The 18,736-nt window shown below is 58.9% G+C and carries 17 protein-coding genes; 6 read left to right on the top strand and 11 right to left on the bottom strand.

Annotated features, from left to right (window positions below):
- Nucleotides 1–23: 23 nt before the first annotated feature.
- Genes fdhE through fdnG form a run of 4 tightly spaced genes read right to left on the bottom strand, consistent with a single transcriptional unit; the run spans nt 24 to nt 5,547 of the window.
- Nucleotides 24–953, bottom strand: coding sequence for a formate dehydrogenase accessory protein FdhE (gene fdhE, locus FOY96_RS21845; RefSeq protein ID WP_029741588.1), 930 nt, complete (start codon nt 951–953; stop codon nt 24–26).
- A complete protein-coding gene (gene fdoI, locus FOY96_RS21840; protein WP_010436852.1) occupies nt 950–1,585 on the bottom strand; it encodes a formate dehydrogenase cytochrome b556 subunit in 636 nt (211 codons plus the stop codon). The genes fdhE and fdoI overlap by 4 nt, the downstream gene beginning before the upstream one ends.
- On the bottom strand, nt 1,582–2,484 hold the full coding sequence (gene fdxH / locus FOY96_RS21835; RefSeq protein ID WP_008501831.1) for a formate dehydrogenase subunit beta: 903 nt from the start codon (nt 2,482–2,484) through the stop codon (nt 1,582–1,584). The genes fdoI and fdxH overlap by 4 nt, the downstream gene beginning before the upstream one ends.
- Nucleotides 2,485–2,496: 12 nt before the next feature.
- Nucleotides 2,497–5,547: a formate dehydrogenase-N subunit alpha gene (gene fdnG / locus FOY96_RS21830; RefSeq protein ID WP_087822910.1), complete on the bottom strand. Its 3,051-nt coding sequence runs from the start codon at nt 5,545–5,547 to the stop codon at nt 2,497–2,499.
- A gap of 373 nt (nt 5,548–5,920) precedes the next feature.
- On the opposite strand from fdnG, the gene fdhD reads away from it, so the two are divergent.
- Nucleotides 5,921–6,757, top strand: a complete 837-nt coding sequence (fdhD, locus tag FOY96_RS21825; protein ID WP_143347720.1) for a formate dehydrogenase accessory sulfurtransferase FdhD — start codon at nt 5,921–5,923, stop codon at nt 6,755–6,757.
- A 114-nt stretch (nt 6,758–6,871) separates the two neighbouring features.
- Nucleotides 6,872–7,084, top strand: a complete 213-nt coding sequence (locus tag FOY96_RS21820) for a YdgH/BhsA/McbA family protein (protein ID WP_033146958.1) — start codon at nt 6,872–6,874, stop codon at nt 7,082–7,084.
- 39 nt (nt 7,085–7,123) lie between these two features.
- Here the strand turns inward: FOY96_RS21820 and FOY96_RS21815 are convergent, their stop codons facing one another.
- Nucleotides 7,124–7,447 (bottom strand): AzlD domain-containing protein, encoded by a 324-nt coding sequence (locus tag FOY96_RS21815; protein ID WP_033146957.1) that lies wholly within the window; start codon nt 7,445–7,447, stop codon nt 7,124–7,126.
- Nucleotides 7,447–8,106: an AzlC family ABC transporter permease gene (locus tag FOY96_RS21810; RefSeq protein WP_023309745.1), complete on the bottom strand. Its 660-nt coding sequence runs from the start codon at nt 8,104–8,106 to the stop codon at nt 7,447–7,449. The genes FOY96_RS21815 and FOY96_RS21810 overlap by 1 nt, the downstream gene beginning before the upstream one ends.
- Before the next feature lie 103 nt (nt 8,107–8,209).
- On the opposite strand from FOY96_RS21810, the gene FOY96_RS21805 reads away from it, so the two are divergent.
- The 4 genes from FOY96_RS21805 (at nt 8,210) to FOY96_RS21790 (ending at nt 13,321) form a co-directional block, all read left to right on the top strand.
- Entirely contained in the window at nt 8,210–8,758 is a 549-nt protein-coding gene (locus tag FOY96_RS21805) for a helix-turn-helix domain-containing protein (protein WP_033146956.1), read from the top strand.
- Nucleotides 8,759–8,775: 17 nt separating this feature from the next.
- On the top strand, nt 8,776–9,771 hold the full coding sequence (locus tag FOY96_RS21800) for a LacI family DNA-binding transcriptional regulator (protein WP_143347719.1): 996 nt from the start codon (nt 8,776–8,778) through the stop codon (nt 9,769–9,771).
- 104 nt (nt 9,772–9,875) lie between these two features.
- Nucleotides 9,876–11,999: an alpha-galactosidase gene (locus FOY96_RS21795; protein WP_143347718.1), complete on the top strand. Its 2,124-nt coding sequence runs from the start codon at nt 9,876–9,878 to the stop codon at nt 11,997–11,999.
- 44 nt (nt 12,000–12,043) lie between these two features.
- A complete protein-coding gene (locus FOY96_RS21790; RefSeq protein WP_094935284.1) occupies nt 12,044–13,321 on the top strand; it encodes an MFS transporter in 1,278 nt (425 codons plus the stop codon).
- On the opposite strand, the gene rhaM is transcribed toward FOY96_RS21790, so the two are convergent.
- The 5 genes from rhaM to rhaB form a co-directional block, all read right to left on the bottom strand.
- A complete protein-coding gene (rhaM, locus tag FOY96_RS21785; RefSeq protein ID WP_045888508.1) occupies nt 13,309–13,623 on the bottom strand; it encodes an L-rhamnose mutarotase in 315 nt (104 codons plus the stop codon). The genes FOY96_RS21790 and rhaM overlap by 13 nt on opposite strands.
- The gene (fucO, locus tag FOY96_RS21780) at nt 13,620–14,768 is read right to left on the bottom strand and encodes a lactaldehyde reductase (RefSeq protein ID WP_094935285.1); all 1,149 of its coding nucleotides are present in this window, start codon (nt 14,766–14,768) and stop codon (nt 13,620–13,622) included. Before fucO ends, rhaM begins: the two co-directional genes overlap by 4 nt.
- Nucleotides 14,769–14,809: 41 nt before the next feature.
- Nucleotides 14,810–15,640, bottom strand: a complete 831-nt coding sequence (rhaD, locus tag FOY96_RS21775) for a rhamnulose-1-phosphate aldolase (protein ID WP_058841949.1) — start codon at nt 15,638–15,640, stop codon at nt 14,810–14,812.
- A 116-nt stretch (nt 15,641–15,756) separates the two neighbouring features.
- Nucleotides 15,757–17,016: an L-rhamnose isomerase gene (rhaA, locus tag FOY96_RS21770; RefSeq protein WP_143347717.1), complete on the bottom strand. Its 1,260-nt coding sequence runs from the start codon at nt 17,014–17,016 to the stop codon at nt 15,757–15,759.
- On the bottom strand, nt 17,013–18,482 hold the full coding sequence (rhaB, locus tag FOY96_RS21765) for a rhamnulokinase (RefSeq protein ID WP_143347716.1): 1,470 nt from the start codon (nt 18,480–18,482) through the stop codon (nt 17,013–17,015). The genes rhaA and rhaB overlap by 4 nt, the downstream gene beginning before the upstream one ends.
- Between the last annotated feature and the right edge of the window lie 254 nt (nt 18,483–18,736).

The raw sequence follows: 18,736 nt of genomic DNA, 5'->3' as shown, positions 1-18,736 counted from the left end.
CCGCCCGGCACTGTCAGAGGGAATTACTCCCCTTCGCCCGGGAACAGGAACGGGTTGATCGAGCTGCGGGCAAAGCCCTCCTGCTCCATCTTCGCATCCAGAATCAGCGAGGCGAGATCGTCGGCCACGGCTTCGACTTTCGGGTCTTTTTCCTGATAAAGAATCTTCAGGTAAGTGCCGCAGTCGCCGCAGCTTTCGGCTTTCACCGCCGCTTCTTCATTTTCCAGCGACCAGTAGTTCAGATCGCGGGTCTGCTCGCAGTTGCTGCACTTGATGCGCACCACGTGCCACTCGGTTTCACACAGGTTGCAGTGCAGGTAGCGCAGCCCCTGAGTGGTGCCGATTTGCACCATGCTCGATACCGGCATAGAGCCGCAGACCGGGCAGAACTGGCGCGCCTCGCCGTATTCGGCGCGGGCTTTACCGGGGATCAGGCTTGCCATTTGCGCCCAGTAGAGCGACAGCGCGGCCCAGATAAACGGCGCTTTATCGCTGCTCACCAGAGCGAAGTCGGAGGCAAACAGCGCGCTCGCCATCTCTTCCAGCTCAAGTTCGGACGCTTTTTCCAGATTCTCAATGACCGCCAGCGCGGTGCCGCTCATCTCCGGCTTCAGCTCGGCAATCAGCGAATGCAGCAGCTTTTGCCAGTGCTTGTCGCGCGGCAGGACGTGAATGTCCAGCGGCGGCTTGCCCTGCGCGTTGGCTTCTTTGATGCGCGCGGTCAGATCCATTTGCAGCGGGTGGTCGTACAGCACCACTTCCTGCGCGTGGGCAACCAGCGCGGCAAAGCGCAGAAAATCGCCCAGCGGGTTGTTCTCTGCCAGCTCGCGCAGACGCTCTGCGCGGCGGTTGTAGAGGTTCTTGAGTCTGGGGAATAACAACGGCGGAATATAATCCGCCGTGCGTTTCTCGCTCGACCCCAGCTCATCTTGCGGGATTATGCGAATACTCATTCAGATGACTTTTCCTGTTTCTGGCGGACTTCACGGTACCAGCGCGGGTGATGTTTCTTCGCCCACGTACTGGTTACCCATCCTTCCACCATCGCGGTAATGGTGCCTTTCACCCAAAGGGCGGCGTAGATATGCACCATGATAACCACAATTAACGCCACTGCGGCAAATGAATGCAGCATCAGCGCAAATCGGATCACCGGGATTGAGAAAGCAGGCGCAAAGTACGGACGCCAGATGATCACGCCGCTCACCAGCAACAGGACCAGGAAGATAATCGCCGCCCAGAATACGCATTTCTGGCCGAAGTTATAACGCCCGGTATCACCCACTTCCTCGTTGACGACGATCTTACGAATATTCTTCGCCCAAAAGATATCATCCCGATTGATTAGGTTATGGTGCCAGTAGCGGAAAAACATGATGATAAACGAGGCAAACATCACCACACCCACGAACGGGTGAAGGATGCGCGCCAGCTGCGGCGTACCCAGTACCTGCATCAGCCAGTTGAAGGACGGGAAGAAGAACCCCAGCCCGCTTATCGCCGCCAGCATGAAGCAGAAGGCGGTGACCCAGTGGTTGATGCGTTCCGGCGCGGTGTAGCGCACGATGGTGTCACGTTTTCTCATTTGCGCACCTCGTCTTTCTCTTCATGCAGGTTGTCGTCTTCCTCTTCCGCGCGGTTCGGACCAACGCCGACGTAGTGGAAGATGCTCGCTGCGAAGGTGGCAGCAAAACCGACCGCTGCCAGCGGTTTCCAGATGCCTTTCCAGAACTTCACGGTGGCGCTGATTTCCGGGTTCTCCGGCAGGCCGTGATACAGGTTCGGCTTGTCGGCGTGGTGCAGCACGTACATCACGTGCGTACCGCCAACTCCGGCCGGATCGTACAGGCCCGCGTTGTCGTAACCGCGGGTTTTCAGCTCGCCCACGCGCTCTGCCGCCAGCGTTTTCATATCCTCTTTGGAGCCAAAGTGGATTGCGCCGGTTGGGCAGGTCTTCACGCACGCTGGCTCCTGGCCGACGGTGACGCGGTCAACGCACAGCGTGCATTTGTAGACGCGGTTGTCTTCCGGGTTCAGGCGCGGTACGTCGAACGGGCAGCCCGCGATGCAGTAGCCGCAGCCGATGCACTGTTCGGACTGGAAGTCGACGATACCGTTGGCATACTGAATGATAGCCCCTTCTGACGGACATGCCTTCAGGCAGCCCGGATCCGCACAGTGCATACAGCCGTCTTTGCGGATAAGCCATTCCAGTTTGTCGTTCTGCTCAACTTCCGAGAAACGCATCACCGTCCAGGACTTGGCGGTCAGGTCCGCCGGGTTGTCGTACACCCCGACGTTGTGACCCACTTCGTCACGCAGGTCGTTCCACTCAGAACACGCCACCTGACAGGCTTTACAGCCGATACAGGTGGTCACGTCGATAAGCTTCGCCACTTCCTGCTGGTGGTCCCGCGCCTGAGGCGCGGGCGTGAAACCGTTAGTCGCGGAACGACGGATAATGTCTTGAGATTGATAAGCCATAAGTCGTCTCCGTTACACCTTTTCCACGTTCACGAGGAAGGCCTTAAACTCCGGCGTCTGCGTGTTCGCATCGCCGACGAACGGCGTCAGGGTATTCGCAATGAACCCTTTCTTCGCCACGCCCTCATAGCCCCAGTGGATCGGAATACCGATGGTATCCACCTGCTGACCGTGAACGTTCAGCGTGCGAATACGCTTGGTCACCACCGCCTTGGCCTTGATATAGCCGCGGTTAGAGGAGACCTTCACGGTATCGCCATGGGCAATGCCGAGCTTGCCCGCCAGCTTCTCGCCGATCTCCACGAACTGTTCCGGCTGCGCGATGGCGTTAAGCAGCGCGTGCTTGGTCCAGTAGTGGAAGTGCTCGGTCAGACGGTAGGTGGTACCCACGTACGGGAACTTGTCCTTTTTACCCAGCGCTTCGAAATCGCCCTTAAAGATACGGGCTGCCGGGTTAGAGACCACGTTCGGGTGCAGCGGGTTGGTACCCAGCGGCGTCTCAAACGGCTCGTAGTGTTCCGGGAACGGACCTTCCGCCATCTTATCGATAGCAAACAGACGCCCCATCCCTTCAGGCTGCATGATAAACGGCCCAACGTCGCTGCCCGGTGCGGCAGTGCTGTAGTCCGGAATATCCACGCCGCCCCATTTCGCGCCGTCCCACTTCAGAAGCTGACGCTTCGGATCCCACGGGTTGCCCTGCGGGTCAGCGGATGCGCGGTTATAGAGGATACGGCGGTTGAGCGGCCACGCCCATGCCCAGCCCAGCGTATTGCCAAGGCCCGACGGGTCTGCGTTGTCGCGGTTGGCCATCTGGTTGCCTTTTGGCGTCCAGCTACCGGCGAAGATCCAGCAGCCGCTTGACGTGGTACCGTCATCGCGCAGGTGCGCGAAGGTGCTGAGCTGATCGCCTTTCTTCGCCAGCACGGTACCGGTGGCCGGGTCGATAACGTCCGCCAGCGCCTTACCGTTGCTCTCCATCGCCACTTCTTCCGGCGCTGGGTTTTCCGGCGTCGAGTAGTTCCAGCTCATATTAAGCACCGGTTCCGGGTTCGCGCCGCCTTCTTCCGCATACATCTTACGCAGGCGTAAGAAGATACCGGCCAGGATCTCGCCGTCGTTCATGGCGATGCCCGGGGCGTCCGCACCTTTCCAGTGCCACTGCAGCCAGCGTCCGGAGTTGACGATAGAACCGTTCTCTTCCGCGAAGCAGGTCGACGGCAGACGGAACACTTCGGTCTGGATCTTCGACGGATCGACGTCGTTCGATTCACCGTGGTTCTGCCAGAAGGTTGAGGTCTCGGTATTGAGCGGGTCAATCGTCACCAGGAACTTCAGTTTCGACAGAGACTCAACAACCTTGTTCTTGTTCGGGAACGAGGCAACCGGGTTAAAGCCCTGGCACAGATAGCCGTTCACTTTGCCCTGATGCATCATCTCGAAATACTGCAGAACGTCGTAACCCTTGTCCCACTTCGGCAGCCAGTCAAAGCCCCAGCTGTTTTCAGCCGTCGCTTTATCGCCGAAGAAGGCTTTCATCATCGAGACGAAGAACTTCGGATAGTTGCCCCAGTAGTTTACCTGGCCTTCGAGCAGCGGTTTAGGCGTGCTGGCCGTCAGGTAGGTTTGCAGGTCGGTCTGTTTCTCGCTTGGCAGGTTCATGTAACCCGGCAGGCTTTGAGACAGCAGGCCGAGGTCGGTCAGACCCTGAATGTTGGAGTGACCGCGCAGGGCGTTGACGCCGCCGCCTGCCATTCCCATGTTGCCGAGCAGGAGCTGAACCATTGCCATGGTACGGATGTTCTGCGCGCCGATGGAGTGCTGCGTCCAGCCGAGGGCGTACAGGAACGACGCGGTTTTATCTTTCGCGCTGGTTTCGGCGATAAGCTCGCACACCTTCAGGAAGTCAGCCTTCGGCGTACCGCAGATGTTTTCGACAACCTCCGGCGTGTAGCGGGAAACGTGCTCTTTCAGCAGGTTCCACACGCAGCGCGGGTGTTGCAGAGTGGTGTCGCGCTTCGCAAAGCCTTTTTCATCCAGCTCGTAGTTCCAGCTGGTTTTATCGTATTTGCGTTTTTCGGCGTCGTAACCGCTGAACAGGCCATCTTCGAAGTGGTAATCCTCACGCACGATCAGGCTGGCGTTGGTATAGGCTTCGGTGTATTCGCGGTTATATTTTTCGTTGGTCATCAGGTACAGCAATACGCCTGACAGGAAAGTGATGTCAGTACCTGAACGAATTGGGGTGTAGAAATCCGCCACTGACGCAGTACGCGTAAAGCGGGGATCGATCACAATCAGTTTCGCACCGTTGTGGATTTTGGCTTCCATCGCCCAGCGGAACCCGACAGGGTGCGCTTCAGCGGCGTTACCGCCCATCACCACAATGAGGTTGGCGTTCTTGATGTCGACCCAGTGGTTGGTCATCGCACCGCGACCAAATGTTGGAGCAAGACTTGCTACCGTTGGTCCGTGTCAGACACGCGCCTGGTTGTCGACCGCGAGCATACCGAGTGCGCGCGTAAATTTCTGGGTTAAATAACCGGTTTCGTTGCTGGAAGCAGAGGCACACAGCATCCCGGTGGAGAGCCAGCGGTTGACCGTGACGCCGTCGGCGTTCTTCTCAACAAAGTTGGCATCGCGGTCTTCTTTAATGTGTTTTGCGATGCGGTCGAACGCCTCTTCCCAGCTGATTTGCTGCCATTTATCGGAGCCAGGCGCGCGATATTCAGGGAACTTGAGGCGGCTTTCGGAGTGGATAAAGTCCACCAGACCGGCCCCTTTCGGGCACAATGCGCCGCGGTTGACCGGATGATCCGGGTCGCCTTCGATATGGAAAATAGACGCTTTGGCGTTTTTAGCACCGTCGCCGAGGCTATACATCAACAGCCCGCAACCGACAGAGCAGTACGTACAGGTATTACGGGTTTCACGGGTGCGCAGCAGTTTATACTGCCGCGTTTCCGCCAGCGCTACGCCGGGCGCAAAGCCCAGTGCCGCTGCCGTGGTGCCTGCCATACCGCCAGCGCAGATCTTAAAGAACTGCCTTCTGCTGACCTGCATGGGTCACTCCTTGTTTCGACATTGCTTACATATGTAGTTTTAACTTCGCGGTTGAGAATTGACCGCAAAGGAGAAAAATTTGCGTTAATCCCTCAATTCCACGAGGGATATCATCAGAATACCACAATGTCGGTACAGCTGTTCTAATGGCGTTAATACAAAGTGAACGTATTATCACCCTGTTGACTATAAAGTGTGATATTAATCACATTATTAACCCCGCATGTTAAAGGGGTGTAGCATGCGTTTTGTTGTACCTCTCACAAGTGAGTAGGTAAACTTGATGCTGAAAAGTTGATCCATACTATGCGTAAGCCCTGTTGTTTGTGATGCAATAGCAGGCTCACCTCCGTGGTTGTTCAGGAATACCGCTGTGTCTAAACAAAACCGTGATCCCCACTCGTCCCCCCTGCCTGCGGGCATTGTGGAACTGTCGGTACACAGACCGCCCCACATTACCCATGCCACGCCGGATTTTCTGGCGGAAGAGGTGCCCGTTGCGCTCGTTTACAACGGTATCTCCCATGTGGTGATGATGGCTTCGCCGAAAGATCTCGAGCTGTTCGCCATCGGTTTTTCCCTCTCGGAAGGCATCATTGACCATCCGCAGGAGATCTACGGCATGGATGTGGTGCAGGCTTGCAACGGCCTTGAAGTGCAAATCGAACTCTCCAGCCGCCGCTTTATGGGGCTGAAAGAGCGCCGCCGCGCGCTGGCCGGGCGTACCGGCTGCGGCGTGTGTGGCGTTGAGCAGCTGAATGATATTGGCAAACCCGTTGCGCCACTGCCGTTTACTCAGACCTATAATCTGGCTCACCTCGACCATGCGCTCGAGCACCTGAACGATGTCCAGCCCATCGGCCAGCTGAGCGGCTGCACGCACGCGGCGGCATGGGTGTTGCCGTCGGGCGATATTGCCGGGGGCCACGAGGACGTGGGCCGCCACGTGGCGCTGGACAAGCTGCTCGGTCGCCGTGCGCGTGAAAGTGATGTCTGGAGGCAGGGGGCGGCACTCGTTTCCAGCCGCGCCAGCTATGAGATGGTGCAAAAATCGGCGATGTGCGGTGTGGAAATTCTCTTCGCGGTGTCGGCGGCGACCACGCTGGCGGTGGAGGTGGCGGAGCGCTGCAACCTGACGCTGGTGGGCTTCTGCAAGCCGGGAAGGGCGACCGTTTATACCCATCCGCAGCGATTAATAGTTAATCAATAATTTTGAATGATAATAGCAAATCCTTCCGCTTTTAGTTGTTCGAGATGAGGTCTAGTATTTATCTCATCAAGGCACGGTGCCTTATCTAAACAACTTAATGAAAGGGTTTATATCATGAAAAGCATCAAAACTTTTGTCGCTGTAATCGCTCTGGCTACTTCTTTCGGTTCTTTCGCTGCACAGACCGTGACCGCAACCGCCTCTACCATTGATGGCGCAGAAGCTAAAATCGCGGCTCAGGCTCAGGATGCTGGCGCATCATCTTACAAAATTACCCAGGCGTTCTCAGGTAACCGCGTACACATGACTGCTGAACTGACTAAATAAGCTGTCACACCGTCGAAAGAGCGCCCCCGGGGCGCTTTTTTAGTTTATGCCCGCCACGCGCAGCAGCGCGGTTACCACTGCCGCCGCCACGATCACCACAATTAACGGCATTTTCCGCCAGGCCAGAAATACCGCAAACGCCACGCCCAGCACGCGCGCCATTCCGGCAAAGTGGTCACCTTCATAAAACGTGGTCGCCAGCGCCACGGAAAACAGCAATACCGTTGCCGCATCTGACAGCAGCGCCTGTGAACGCTCTGACAATGCCAGCCTGCTGCCCAGTTTCGCCCCGCCAAGACGCATCAGATACGTTCCCGCAGACAAAATGGCGATACCGAGAATAAAAAACGTCATATTTCCCATTATTTTTTCCTCGCAGCGAGACCCAGTAAGGAGAGCAGCACCGGTAATCCCACCGGGGCAAACGGCACGGCGGCCAGTGACAGCGCGGCGCCACTGCAGGCGCGGATCAGCGTGGTACGGTTTTTAAACGCGGGAACCACCAGCGCCAGCAATATGGCCGGGAATACCGCATCCAGGCCAATGGTTTCCGGGTCCGGTAGCAGCTTGCCGACCATGGCACCCAGCAGGGCCCCCAGCGGCCAGACAATCGCCACGCCTAAACCACATAGCCAGTACGCCGCTTTGCGCTGTTCGGGCGTTTTTTGCGACAGGCCAAACACCACGCTTTCGTCATTCATGATGTGGCAGCCCAACAGGCTCAGGCCGCGTTTGCCGACCAGCTCACGCACCGTCACGCCAAACGGCACGTGCCGCGCGTTGACCAGCAACCCCGCGGCCGCAGCCGCCAGCGGGTTACCGCCGCTTGCCACAATGCCGATAAACATAAACTCTGACGCGCCCGCGAGTACGGTGATGGAGAGTACAAACGGTACCCAGACCGGGAAACCGTAGGCCATCGCCAGGGAGCCGTATGACATCCCGACCACGCCGACCGCGAGGCAGACCAGGATGATTGCTTTTATGGTGTCGCCTTTCAGGCAAGAGAGATGATGCTTCATACATTTTTAGCCATATCGAACGTGTATCCATTATAATGAACGCAACAGAAGTGTTTTTCAAGATGAACGATTCGTTCGATTAAAAGAACAAAGAGGCCGTTTTATGACGCAGCCAATCAGCGTAATCGCAAAAAGCCTGGTGCGAGAACGCCTGCGAACCGGGCTTTCACTGGCGGAAATCGCTCGCCGTGCCGGGATCGCTAAATCCACGCTTTCTCAGCTTGAGTCAGGCAACGGTAACCCTAGCCTGGAAACGCTGTGGTCGCTTTGCGTGGCGCTGGATATTCCTTTCGCCCGCCTGCTTGAACCACAGCAGCCTACCACTCAGGTGATCCGTCGTGGTGAAGGTACGAAGGTCGTTGCCGGACAGGCCAACTACGAGGCGATACTGCTGGCAGCATGTCCGCCGGGCGCGCGACGCGACGTATATCTCCTGCTTACCCAGCCGGGCGCAGACCGCATTTCCCAGCCGCATCCGCCGGGGTCCGTTGAACATATTATTGTGACGCAGGGGCGCGCGTTAGTCGGCCTGATCGACGCGGCGGAAGAACTCGGCCCGGGAGATTACATCTGTTATCCCGCCGATCTGCCGCATATCTTTAAGGCGCTGGAGCCGGATACGCACGCGCTGCTGGTGGCGGAACAAAACTAACAGAGATACGGAAACTCATGTCGCTTAAAGCCATTGCTAAAGAACTGGGGCTGTCAGTCACCACCGTCAGCCGCGCCCTCAACGGATATGACGACGTCTCCGCCGAGACGCGCGCACGCGTGGAAGCAGAGGCTCAGCGCCGTGGTTACCGACCGAACACCTTCGCCCGCCGCCTGAAGATGGGCAAAATTGACGCCGTCGGGCTGGTGTTTCCCGTACATCCTGTTCCGCTCAATAACAGCGTATTTATGGACATGGTCGGCGAAATTAGCCATGAACTGGCGCGACATGAGATCGACTTATTGCTCATCGCCGACGACGATCTGGCGGATAAGCACAGCTATATGCGCATGGTGCAAAGCCGACGCGTCGACGCGCTGATCGTGGCGCACACGCTGGATCACGATCCGCGTCTTGTGCAGCTTCAGGCCGCCGGTTTTCCTTTCCTGGCGCTTGGGCGCAGCCACCTCCCGCAGCCGTATGCGTGGTTTGACTTCGACAACTATGCCGGTACCTGGCAGGCGACCCGCTGGCTGATCGAGAAAGGCCATCAGCGTATCGCGCTACTTGGCGAAAGCAACAATCAGGCATTTATCACCCAGCGCCGTCAGGGTTATCTCGAGGCCCTGCGGGAAGCCGGGCTTTCCAGCGAATGGCTGCGCGCCATGCCGCCTTCGCGCCGCGTCGGGTATGCCACCACGAAAGAACTGCTTGCCCTGCCGCAGCCGCCAACGGCCATCATCACCGACTGCAACACCCACGGCGACGGCGCGGCGATGGCGCTGGCGCAGCTGGGGCGTTTATCCGGCGACAACGCCGTCTCGCTGGTGGTCTATGATGGCCTGCCGCAGGACAGCATCGTTGATATTGAGGTGGCGTCGGTGATCCAGTCCACCCGCCAGGGCGTCGGGAAACAGATTGCCGATATGGTGCGCCAGCTGATTAGCGGCGGCGATATTGAACAGCTTCAGGTGCTCTGGCAGCCTGAATTCTCTCCGGGCCAGACGGCCTAAATACCGCAAAATTTTAAACCCGATCACAGAACCGAAACGTTTTGGTTTGTATCCGAAACGTTTCGGATCAACACTCAGATCATCCCGATGACAGGAGATGTCTGATGCAAGATCCCGTTTCACGACTCGAAACCACGACGGTAGACGTGGTGATCAAAACCCATCCGTTCGCCGAAATTCTCTACTGGGGGCCTCACCTTCAGCACTTTTCGCCTCAGGATGTTGCTACGCTCGCACGTCCTGTTGCCAACGGCAGGCTTGACGTCGACTCCCCGGTCACGCTGATGGCCGAGCTGGGGCATGGTCTGTTTGGTTCGCCTGGCATTGAGGGTCATCGCCAGGGGCTGGACGGTTCCCCGGTGTTCAAAACCACGCAGGTGCAGCAGGACGTAAACACCCTGACGATTACCGCCGAAGATGAGCATGCGGGCCTGCGCCTGACCAGCGAGCTGGCGCTGGATGCCAGCGGCGTGCTGGTGGTTCGTCACGGTTTAACGAACCTGAAAGCGATCCCCTGGCAGGTTGACCGTTTCGCCGTCACGCTGCCGGTGGCCGAGCGCGCGCAGGAGGTAATGGCCTTCCACGGACGCTGGATCAGGGAGTTTCAGCCGCACCGCGTTAAGCTTGAACACGACAGCTTCGTGATTGAAAACCGTCGGGGTAAAACCTCCCACGAGCACTTCCCGGCGCTGATTGCCGGTACGCCGTCGTTCAGCGAAATGCAGGGCGACGTCTGGGGCGTGCATCTGGGCTGGAGCGGTAATCACCGCCTGCGCGCGGAAGCGAAAACCGACGGTCGTCGCTATCTTCAGGCCGAAGCGCTCTACCTGCCGGGTGAAATGGCGGTTGAGGAGGGCGATACGCTCTGGACGCCGCGCCTGTATGCCAGCTACTCCACGCAGGGCCTGAACGGCATGAGCCAGCCGTTTCATCGCTACCTGCGCAACAACGTCATCCGCTTCCCGGAAAACAAACCGCGCCCGGTGCACCTCAATACCTGGGAAGGGATCTACTTCAACCACGATCCGGACTACATTAAGCGCATGGCCGACGAGGCTGCCGCGCTGGGCGTGGAGCGTTTCATCATTGATGACGGCTGGTTCAAAGGCCGTAACGACGACCATGCCGCGCTGGGCGACTGGTATCTGGACGAGAAAAAATACCCGAACGGCCTGACGCCGGTGATCGACCACGTCAAACGGCTCGGCATGGAGTTTGGCATCTGGGTTGAGCCGGAGATGATCAACCCGGATTCAGATTTGTACCGTGCGCATCCTGACTGGGTACTGGCGCTGCCGGGCTATCCCCGGGCGACCGGACGACACCAGCTGGTGCTCAATCTCAACATCCCGGAGGCCTTTGATTACCTGGTGGAGCGCATGAGCTGGCTGCTGGGCGAGCATGCGGTCGACTACGTGAAGTGGGACATGAACCGCGAGCTGGTGCAGCCTGGACACAACGGTAAAGCCGCCGCCGACGCCCAGACCCGTCAGTTTTACCGCCTGCTGGACGTGCTGGGCGAACGCTTCCCGCATATTGAGTTTGAATCCTGCTCCTCCGGCGGCGGGCGCATTGATTATGAGGTACTGACCCGCAGCCACCGCTTCTGGGCGTCCGACAACAACGACGCGCTGGAGCGCAGCACCATCCAGCGCGGCATGAGCTACTTCTTCCCGCCGGAGGTGATGGGCGCGCATATCGGTCATCATCAATGCCACGCCACCTTCCGCCAGCATAGCATCCAGTTTCGCGGGCTGACGGCTCTGTTTGGCCATATGGGGCTGGAGCTGGATCCGCTCACCGTGGACGCACGGGAGCGCGAAGGCTATCGCCATTACGCCGCGCTGCACAAGCAGTGGCGGGATGTCATTCATCACGGCACCCAGTGGCGAATTGATATGCCGGACGCCACCACGCTGGCGCAGGGTATTGTAAGCGAAGATAAGGCGCAGGGGCTGTTTATGGTCAGCCAGCTCGCGATGCCGGACTACAGCCTGATGATGCCGCTGCGCATGGCGGGGCTGGAGGCCAGCGCGCGGTACCGCGTCACGCTGCTCGATCACCCGAATATTCAGATTACGGGTGAGGGAGGGCACACCATGCGCAAGCTGCCGGCGTGGATGGAAACGCCGCAAACGGTGAGCGGCGAGTGGCTGATGCAGGCGGGCATTGCGCTGCCGATTCTGGATCCGGAAACCGCCATTCTAATTGGCGTTGAACGCGTGTAAGGGTGACGGGCCGGGCAGCCGGCCCTCCGTTGAGGATAAAAATAATGAACACAACAACCTGTACCCACAAAGACAACCCTAACTTCTGGATCTTTGGGCTGTTCTTCTTTCTCTACTTCTTCATTATGGCCACCTGCTTTCCGTTCCTGCCGATTTGGCTGTCGGACATCATCGGCCTGAATAAAACCCACACCGGGATTGTCTTCTCCTGCATCTCGCTGTCGGCTATCGCCTTCCAGCCAGTGCTGGGCGTGATTTCGGACAAGCTGGGGCTGAAAAAACACCTTCTGTGGATCATCGCGGTGCTGCTGTTTCTGTTCGCGCCGTTCTTCCTGTACGTCTTCGCGCCGCTGCTGAAAGTCAATATCTGGCTGGGCGCGCTGAGCGGCGGGCTGTATATCGGTTTTGTATTTTCGGCCGGATCGGGGGCGATTGAGGCCTACATTGAGCGCGTGAGCCGCAACAGCTTCTTTGAGTACGGCAAGGCGCGGATGTTTGGCTGCCTCGGCTGGGGCTTGTGCGCCTCAACGGGCGGCATCCTGTTCGGCATCGATCCGTCGTACGTTTTCTGGATGGGATCGGGAGCGGCATTGCTGCTGATGCTGCTGCTGGTGGTGGCGAAGCCAAAGCCCAACCAGACGGCGCAGGTCATGGATGCCCTGGGCGCGAACCAGCCGCAAATCACCGCCAAAACCGTGTTCAACCTGTTCCGCCAGCGCAGAATGTGGATGTTTATCCTCTATGTGATTGGCGTGGCCTGCGTGTATGACGTTTTCGACCAGCAGTTTGCCACCTTCTTTAAAACCTTCTTCGCCACGCCGCAGGAAGGAACCCGCGCCTTTGGTTTCGCAACGACTGCGGGGGAAATCTGTAACGCCATCATTATGTTCTGTTCGCCGTGGATCATTAACCGCATCGGCGCGAAGAACACGCTGCTGATCGCCGGGGTGATTATGGCGACGCGCATTATCGGTTCATCGTTCGCCACCACCGCCGTGGAGGTGATTGCCCTCAAGATGCTGCACGCGCTGGAAGTCCCGTTCCTGCTGGTGGGCGCATTTAAGTACATCACCGGGGTGTTTGATACCCGACTGTCAGCGACTATCTATCTGATCGGCTTCCAGTTCGCCAAGCAGTCGGCGGCCATTTTCCTCTCCGCTTTTGCCGGGAATATGTATGACCGGATCGGCTTCCAGGAGACGTATCTGATGCTGGGCTGTTTCGTGCTGGCGATTACGGTGGTGTCGGCGTTTACGCTGAGCAGCAGGCAGGAGATCGCCGCCGCCGCGGGGGCAGCAGCGTTAACACATCAGTCCAGGTAAAAGACCTCTTTCAGCTCGGTACTCACCGGGCTGTTATCCGGGTTCGACGGCATGACGTCGCCCATATGTTTCCACCAGCGCTGGCAGACGTCGGTATTCGCTACCGCGCTCCAGCGCTCCTCCGATTCAATCTCTACGGTCGCAAACAGCAGGCTGCGGGCCCTATCGAGATAAATGGCGTAGTGGTGTGCGCCGTGGTCTTTCAACACCTTTTCCAGCTCCGGCCAAATTGGATTGTGGCGGCGCGCGTACTCCTCGTGCGCGTCCGGGTTGACCTGCATCACAAAGGCTTTGCGGATCATAGTGCCTCCAGGTACAGCTCGCGGACCTCATCACGGCTGGCGGCGCGCGGATTGCATGGCGCACACGGATCGGCGAGCGCTTTATCCAGCCAGCCTTCAATATCGGCTTTGGTCACGCCGAGCTGGCTAAAGCCCGCAGGGATGCCGACGCGAGCGCTCAGGTTGCGAATCGCCTGAATGGCGGACATGCTGGCGGCTTCATCGCTCATGCCGCGGGTATCGACGCCCATCGCCTGCGCCACGCGGGCAAAACGCGCGACCGCGTTCGGGCGGTTAAAGCTTTCGACGATCGGCAGCAGGATGGCGTTGCATACGCCGTGCGGCAGGTTGTGCGTCGCGCCCGGCTGGTGCGCCAGGGCATGCACAAGGCCGAGACCCGCACTGTTAAACGCCATGCCCGCCAGATACTGACCAAATGCCATCTGCTCGCGCGCCTTAAGGTTATGACCGTCTTCGACCGCTTCCGGCAGCCACAGGTTGATCAGGCGAATGGCTTCCAGCGCGTTGGCGTCGGTGAGCGGGTGCGCGCCAACGGATACGTAGGCTTCAATGGCATGGGTCAGGGCATCCATACCGGTTGCGGCGGTCACGGAGGCGGGAATATCGAGCATCACGCTGGCATCGTCCACGGCGATGTCCGGGATGATGTTCGGGTCGATAATCACCTCTTTCACCTGACGCGCGGAGTCGACGATCACCGCATTGCTGGTCATCTCCGCCGCCGTGCCTGCGGTGGTGTTGATCGCCACCAGCGGCACGCCCGCATTTTTCACCTTGCCGACGCCGGAGTAATCGGTTGACGGACCGGGGTTGGCGGTGAGGATTTTGATCGCCTTGGCGGTATCAATCGGGCTGCCGCCGCCAAAGGCAATCACGTAATCACACTCCGCGTCCCGGTAAGCCGAAATTCCTTTTTGCACAAGCGCTTCCGTCGGATTCGGGAACACCTCATCGAACAGGTGATACGACATCTGATGGGCGTCCAGCGCGGTAAACAGGCTGCCGAGCAGGCCCAGCTTTACCAGCTGGCCGTCGGTGACAATCAGCGCTTTGCCCCACTGCTTGTTCGCAACCAGGTTGACCATATCGCCGATTGCGCCCGCGCCGTGAAGGCTGATTTTTGGAAGTGCCAACATAAAGCTCATGATAATTCTCCTTAACGATCAACGTTTGTCCTGCGAAGGCGTTATGCGTACAAATCCAGCGCGGATTGCAGCGGGCTCACGCCAAAGCGCTTGCCGAGGGCGATGAGTTCTTCCCGGGAAATGGTCTGCTTCATGCCGCCCATGGAGTACACCTTCACCAGCACTTCCGCTGATTTCTCGGCGGTGTCGATCAGGCCAAAGGTTTCATCCAGCGTTGGGCCGCTGCCGAACACGCCGTGGAACGGCCACAGCACCAGAGAATGCTTCTGCATATCCACGGCGGTTGCCTGGCCGATTTCGTCGGTACCCGGCACCATCCACGGCAGAATGCCCACGCCGTCCGGGAACACCACCAGACACTCGGTACTGCCTTCCCACAGCTTGCGGGTGATGAAGTCGGCGCTGTTTTCCAGCACATAGGTCAGGGCGATCAGGTTGGTGGCGTGGCAGTGCATGATCACGCGGTCTTTGCCGTTCGTCGCCCTGATGCGCTCGCAGTGGGAGAGGAAGTGCGCCGGCAGTTCGGAGGTGGGCACCGCCTCGTCGGTCAGACCCCACAGAATGTGGTAGCCCGCGCCGTCGCTGTCCACTTTCACCACGCCGAGGTTGGCCTCCGGGTCGAGCTGGACGTTACGGAAGAACTTGCCGGAACCGGTGACGATAAACGGCGTGTTGGCGAGCAGCGGCATCGGCTGGCTCAGCGCGATATAGCGCGGCTTCTGGTGGAAATCGGCCGCGAACGGTTCAATATCCGCGTCGTCCAGGCGCAGCGTCAGGTTGCCGCCGTTGCGCTCGTCCCAGCCTTTCAGCCAGGCGTCGGAGGTGGCTTTGATCATGCCCTGGACGAACCAGGAAGTGGTGATGGTCTGCATAGTCTTCATTTTCCAGTTATCGCGGTGAGGTTGAACCCTCACCCCGGCCCTCTCCCTGTGGGAGAGGGGGTAAAAGTTCCCTCTCCCTGTGGGAGAGGGTTAGGGTGAGGGCAAAATTACCCGCGCTGACTCAACACGTCTTTCTCGTATGCCCGCACGTTGTCCAGCCACTGGCTGCCCGCCGGGGCGTCGTTACGCTGACAGTACATCTCCCACACCGCCTGCCACGGCAGGGATTTCTGCTCTTCCAGCAGCGCCAGACGGGCGGTGTAGTCGCCGTTAGCCTCCAGCTGTTTCAGCGCGGCGACAGGCTCCAGCAGCGCGCGCAGCAGGGCTTTCTTCATGTTGCGGGTGCCGATAACCCACGCTGCGATGCGGTTGATGGAAGCATCGAAGAAGTCGAGGCCGATGTGTACGCGGTCAAAGAGGTCGTGACGGATGATTTCGCTGGCAATCGCCTGGGTTTCGTCATCCAGCAGCACCACGTGATCGCTGTCCCAGCGCACCGGACGGCTGACGTGCAGCAGCAGGCGCGGCACGTAGAGCATGGCGGCGGAGATTTTGTCGGAGATCACCTCGGTTGGGTGGAAGTGGCCGGCATCCAGACACAGCGCGGTCTGGCGGCTGGTGGCGTAACCCATGTAGAACTCGTTCGAGCCCACGGTGTAGCTCTCGGCGCCAATGCCGAACAGCTTGCTCTCTACGGCATCGATGTGGTGCGCCGGGTCCAGCTTCTCGCTGATGGCCTCATCCAGCGCGGCCAGCAGGCGCTGGCGCGGGGCCAGACGGTCGACGGTGATATCCTTCATGCCGTCCGGGATCCAGATGTTCATCACCGACGGCGTGCCGAGCTGCTCGCCGAAATACGCCGAAACGCGGCGGCTGGCCTTCACGTGGTCGATCCAGAACTGGCGGATGTCGTCGTCCGCGTGGGCGAGGGTAAAACCGTCCGCGCTCAGCGGATGTGAGAAACAGGACGGATTAAAGTCCAGGCCCAGCCGGTTGGCTTTGGCCCACTCCACCCAGTTCTTAAAGTGTTCCGGTTTGATTTCATTGCGCGCCACTGGCTCGTCGGATTCGAGGTAAATCGCATGCAGGTTCAGGCGTTTTGGCCCCGGGATCAGGCTCAGCGCCAGCTCCAGGTCGGCGCGCAGTTCGGTCGCGTTACGCGCTTTGCCGGGGTAGTTACCAGTGGCCTGAATACCACCCGTCAGGGAACCGCCTGGGTTCTCGAAACCGGCGACGTCATCGCCCTGCCAGCAGTGCATGGAGACGGGTAGACGGTCGAGCTGGCGCAGCGCCTCTTCGACATCCACGCCGACGGCGGCGAAACGCTGTTTAGCCAGGCCCCGGGCTTGTTCTAATTGAGTTGTCATGCGCAAAGCTCCTTAGTCAGTCGGTTTTGCTGAAACTGCGCCCGAAAGCGAGCAATTTCACGGCAGGGATTGGGGGTGAAGGTGGTCAGGCTGGCGTTAGCCGCCACCACAGAACGGAAGTCGTCAACGCTGGAAAGTTCGTCCAGGGTCATCAGCTGAATGCCGATATTCCCGAGCGTGGAGGCCTCCACGGGACCCGCCACCACGGTGATGCCGCAGGCATCGGCGCAGAGCTGGTTCAGCAGCTGGTTCTGGCAGCCGCCGCCCACGATATGCAGCTGGCTGAACGGTTTTCCGCGAAGGCTCGCCAGCTCGCTGAGGATGTCGGCATACAGCAGGGCGAGGCTGTCAAAAATGCAGCGCGCCAGTTCGGAAGGGCTCGACGGCACCGGCTGCCCGCCCTCGACGCAGGCGGCCTGAATTTCGGCGCTCATGTGCGCCGGGTTGATAAAGCTGTCATCGTTCGGGTTGATCAGGAACGTGCAGGCCTTCAGCTTCTCGGTTTCGGCGATAAGCGCGGGCAGGTCGGTAACGTTCTGCTCTTTCAGCACCCGCTGGAGCAGCCACAGCCCCATGATGTTTTTCAGTACGCGGTAGCGCCCTTCGGCACCGCCTTCGTTGGTAATGTTTGCGGCCATCGCGGCATCGCTGGCGTACGGGGTTTTGCTCTCAAAGCCCATCAGCGACCAGGTGCCGGACGAGAGGTAAGCCGCGTCTTTGCTTGCAAGTGGGGACGCTATTACCGCGCTGGCGGTATCGTGGCTGGCGACGGCAACGACGGGGATTGCGTTCCCCTGGGGGCAAATCCAGTGACCGATCACGTTACCCGGGTGGGTGGGTGTGCCGAACCAGGAAGGCGACGCCCCCGTCCAGGCCAGCAGATGTTCATCCCAGCTATCCGAGTTGATGTTGACCAGCTGCGTGGTGGTGGCGTTGGTATATTCCCAGTTCATGTTGCCGGTCAGGCGATAGCTCAGGTAGTCCGGGATCAGCAGCGCATGGGCCACGTCCGCGACCAGCTCCGGCTGTTGCTCGACCAAAGCACGCAGCTGATAAAGCGTGTTAAACGGCAGAAACTGAATGCCGCTGCGCCCGTAGATGTTGTCCTTGCCAAGCTGGGCGATAGCGTTCGCCATCAGGCCGTCGGTACGGCTGTCGCGATAAGACACCGGCAAGCCGACGCGCTCGCCATGGCTATCAAGCAGAACGTAGTCCACGCCCCAGGTATCAATGCCGATGCTGTCGATGCGAATGCCATCGTTGCAGACGTTGTTCAGTCCGGTACGGATCTCCGCCTCCAGGGCATCGATATCCCAGGTATCAAAACCGTCCTGCTTTTGCAGGCAGTTGGCGAAACGGTGCATTTCGCGAAGCGAAAGCGCGTGCTGCTCACGGTCCCAGCTCGCGAGCATTACGCGGCCGCTGGATGCGCCTAAATCGACAGCCACACAATGGCGAAAAGTCATGGTCGGGTCCTTTCTTAAGTCATTAGCGGTGAGTGTAAAAAAGGGAAGAAAAAGTCACCTTCTCACCACTGACAGGCCAAATCTCGCGCTGGCAAGAAAGCAAAGGTGAATGTGAGGGCGTTCACAGTTTCCAGCAGTGACGGGATGCTCAGGCAGTGTGACGCTGAGCGCATTTCCCGATCTTTCCCCCTGTTTCTTGAAAAATGGACAGCTTTTGCGAGGTTTACTGCCAAAAATTGAAGGTGAGTGTGGGA

It is taken from the genome of Enterobacter asburiae (assembly GCF_007035645.1).
GTDB lineage: Bacteria > Pseudomonadota > Gammaproteobacteria > Enterobacterales > Enterobacteriaceae > Enterobacter > Enterobacter asburiae_B.
Note: the sequence above shows the minus strand (reverse complement) of the source record. Positions and strands in the feature narration are given on the sequence as shown.

Coding starts and splice junctions, on each gene's coding strand:
- fdhE (WP_029741588.1), bottom strand. CDS start 953: ATGAGTATTCGCATAATCCCGCAAGATGAGCTGGGGTCGAGCGAGAAA.
- fdoI (WP_010436852.1), bottom strand. CDS start 1,585: ATGAGAAAACGTGACACCATCGTGCGCTACACCGCGCCGGAACGCATC.
- fdxH (WP_008501831.1), bottom strand. CDS start 2,484: ATGGCTTATCAATCTCAAGACATTATCCGTCGTTCCGCGACTAACGGT.
- FOY96_RS21820 (WP_033146958.1), top strand. CDS start 6,872: ATGAAAAGCATCAAAACTTTTGTCGCTGTAATCGCTCTGGCTACTTCT.
- FOY96_RS21815 (WP_033146957.1), bottom strand. CDS start 7,447: ATGGGAAATATGACGTTTTTTATTCTCGGTATCGCCATTTTGTCTGCG.
- FOY96_RS21810 (WP_023309745.1), bottom strand. CDS start 8,106: ATGAAGCATCATCTCTCTTGCCTGAAAGGCGACACCATAAAAGCAATC.
- FOY96_RS21805 (WP_033146956.1), top strand. CDS start 8,210: ATGACGCAGCCAATCAGCGTAATCGCAAAAAGCCTGGTGCGAGAACGC.
- FOY96_RS21800 (WP_143347719.1), top strand. CDS start 8,776: ATGTCGCTTAAAGCCATTGCTAAAGAACTGGGGCTGTCAGTCACCACC.
- FOY96_RS21795 (WP_143347718.1), top strand. CDS start 9,876: ATGCAAGATCCCGTTTCACGACTCGAAACCACGACGGTAGACGTGGTG.
- FOY96_RS21790 (WP_094935284.1), top strand. CDS start 12,044: ATGAACACAACAACCTGTACCCACAAAGACAACCCTAACTTCTGGATC.
- rhaM (WP_045888508.1), bottom strand. CDS start 13,623: ATGATCCGCAAAGCCTTTGTGATGCAGGTCAACCCGGACGCGCACGAG.
- fucO (WP_094935285.1), bottom strand. CDS start 14,768: ATGAGCTTTATGTTGGCACTTCCAAAAATCAGCCTTCACGGCGCGGGC.
- rhaD (WP_058841949.1), bottom strand. CDS start 15,640: ATGCAGACCATCACCACTTCCTGGTTCGTCCAGGGCATGATCAAAGCC.
- rhaA (WP_143347717.1), bottom strand. CDS start 17,016: ATGACAACTCAATTAGAACAAGCCCGGGGCCTGGCTAAACAGCGTTTC.
- rhaB (WP_143347716.1), bottom strand. CDS start 18,482: ATGACTTTTCGCCATTGTGTGGCTGTCGATTTAGGCGCATCCAGCGGC.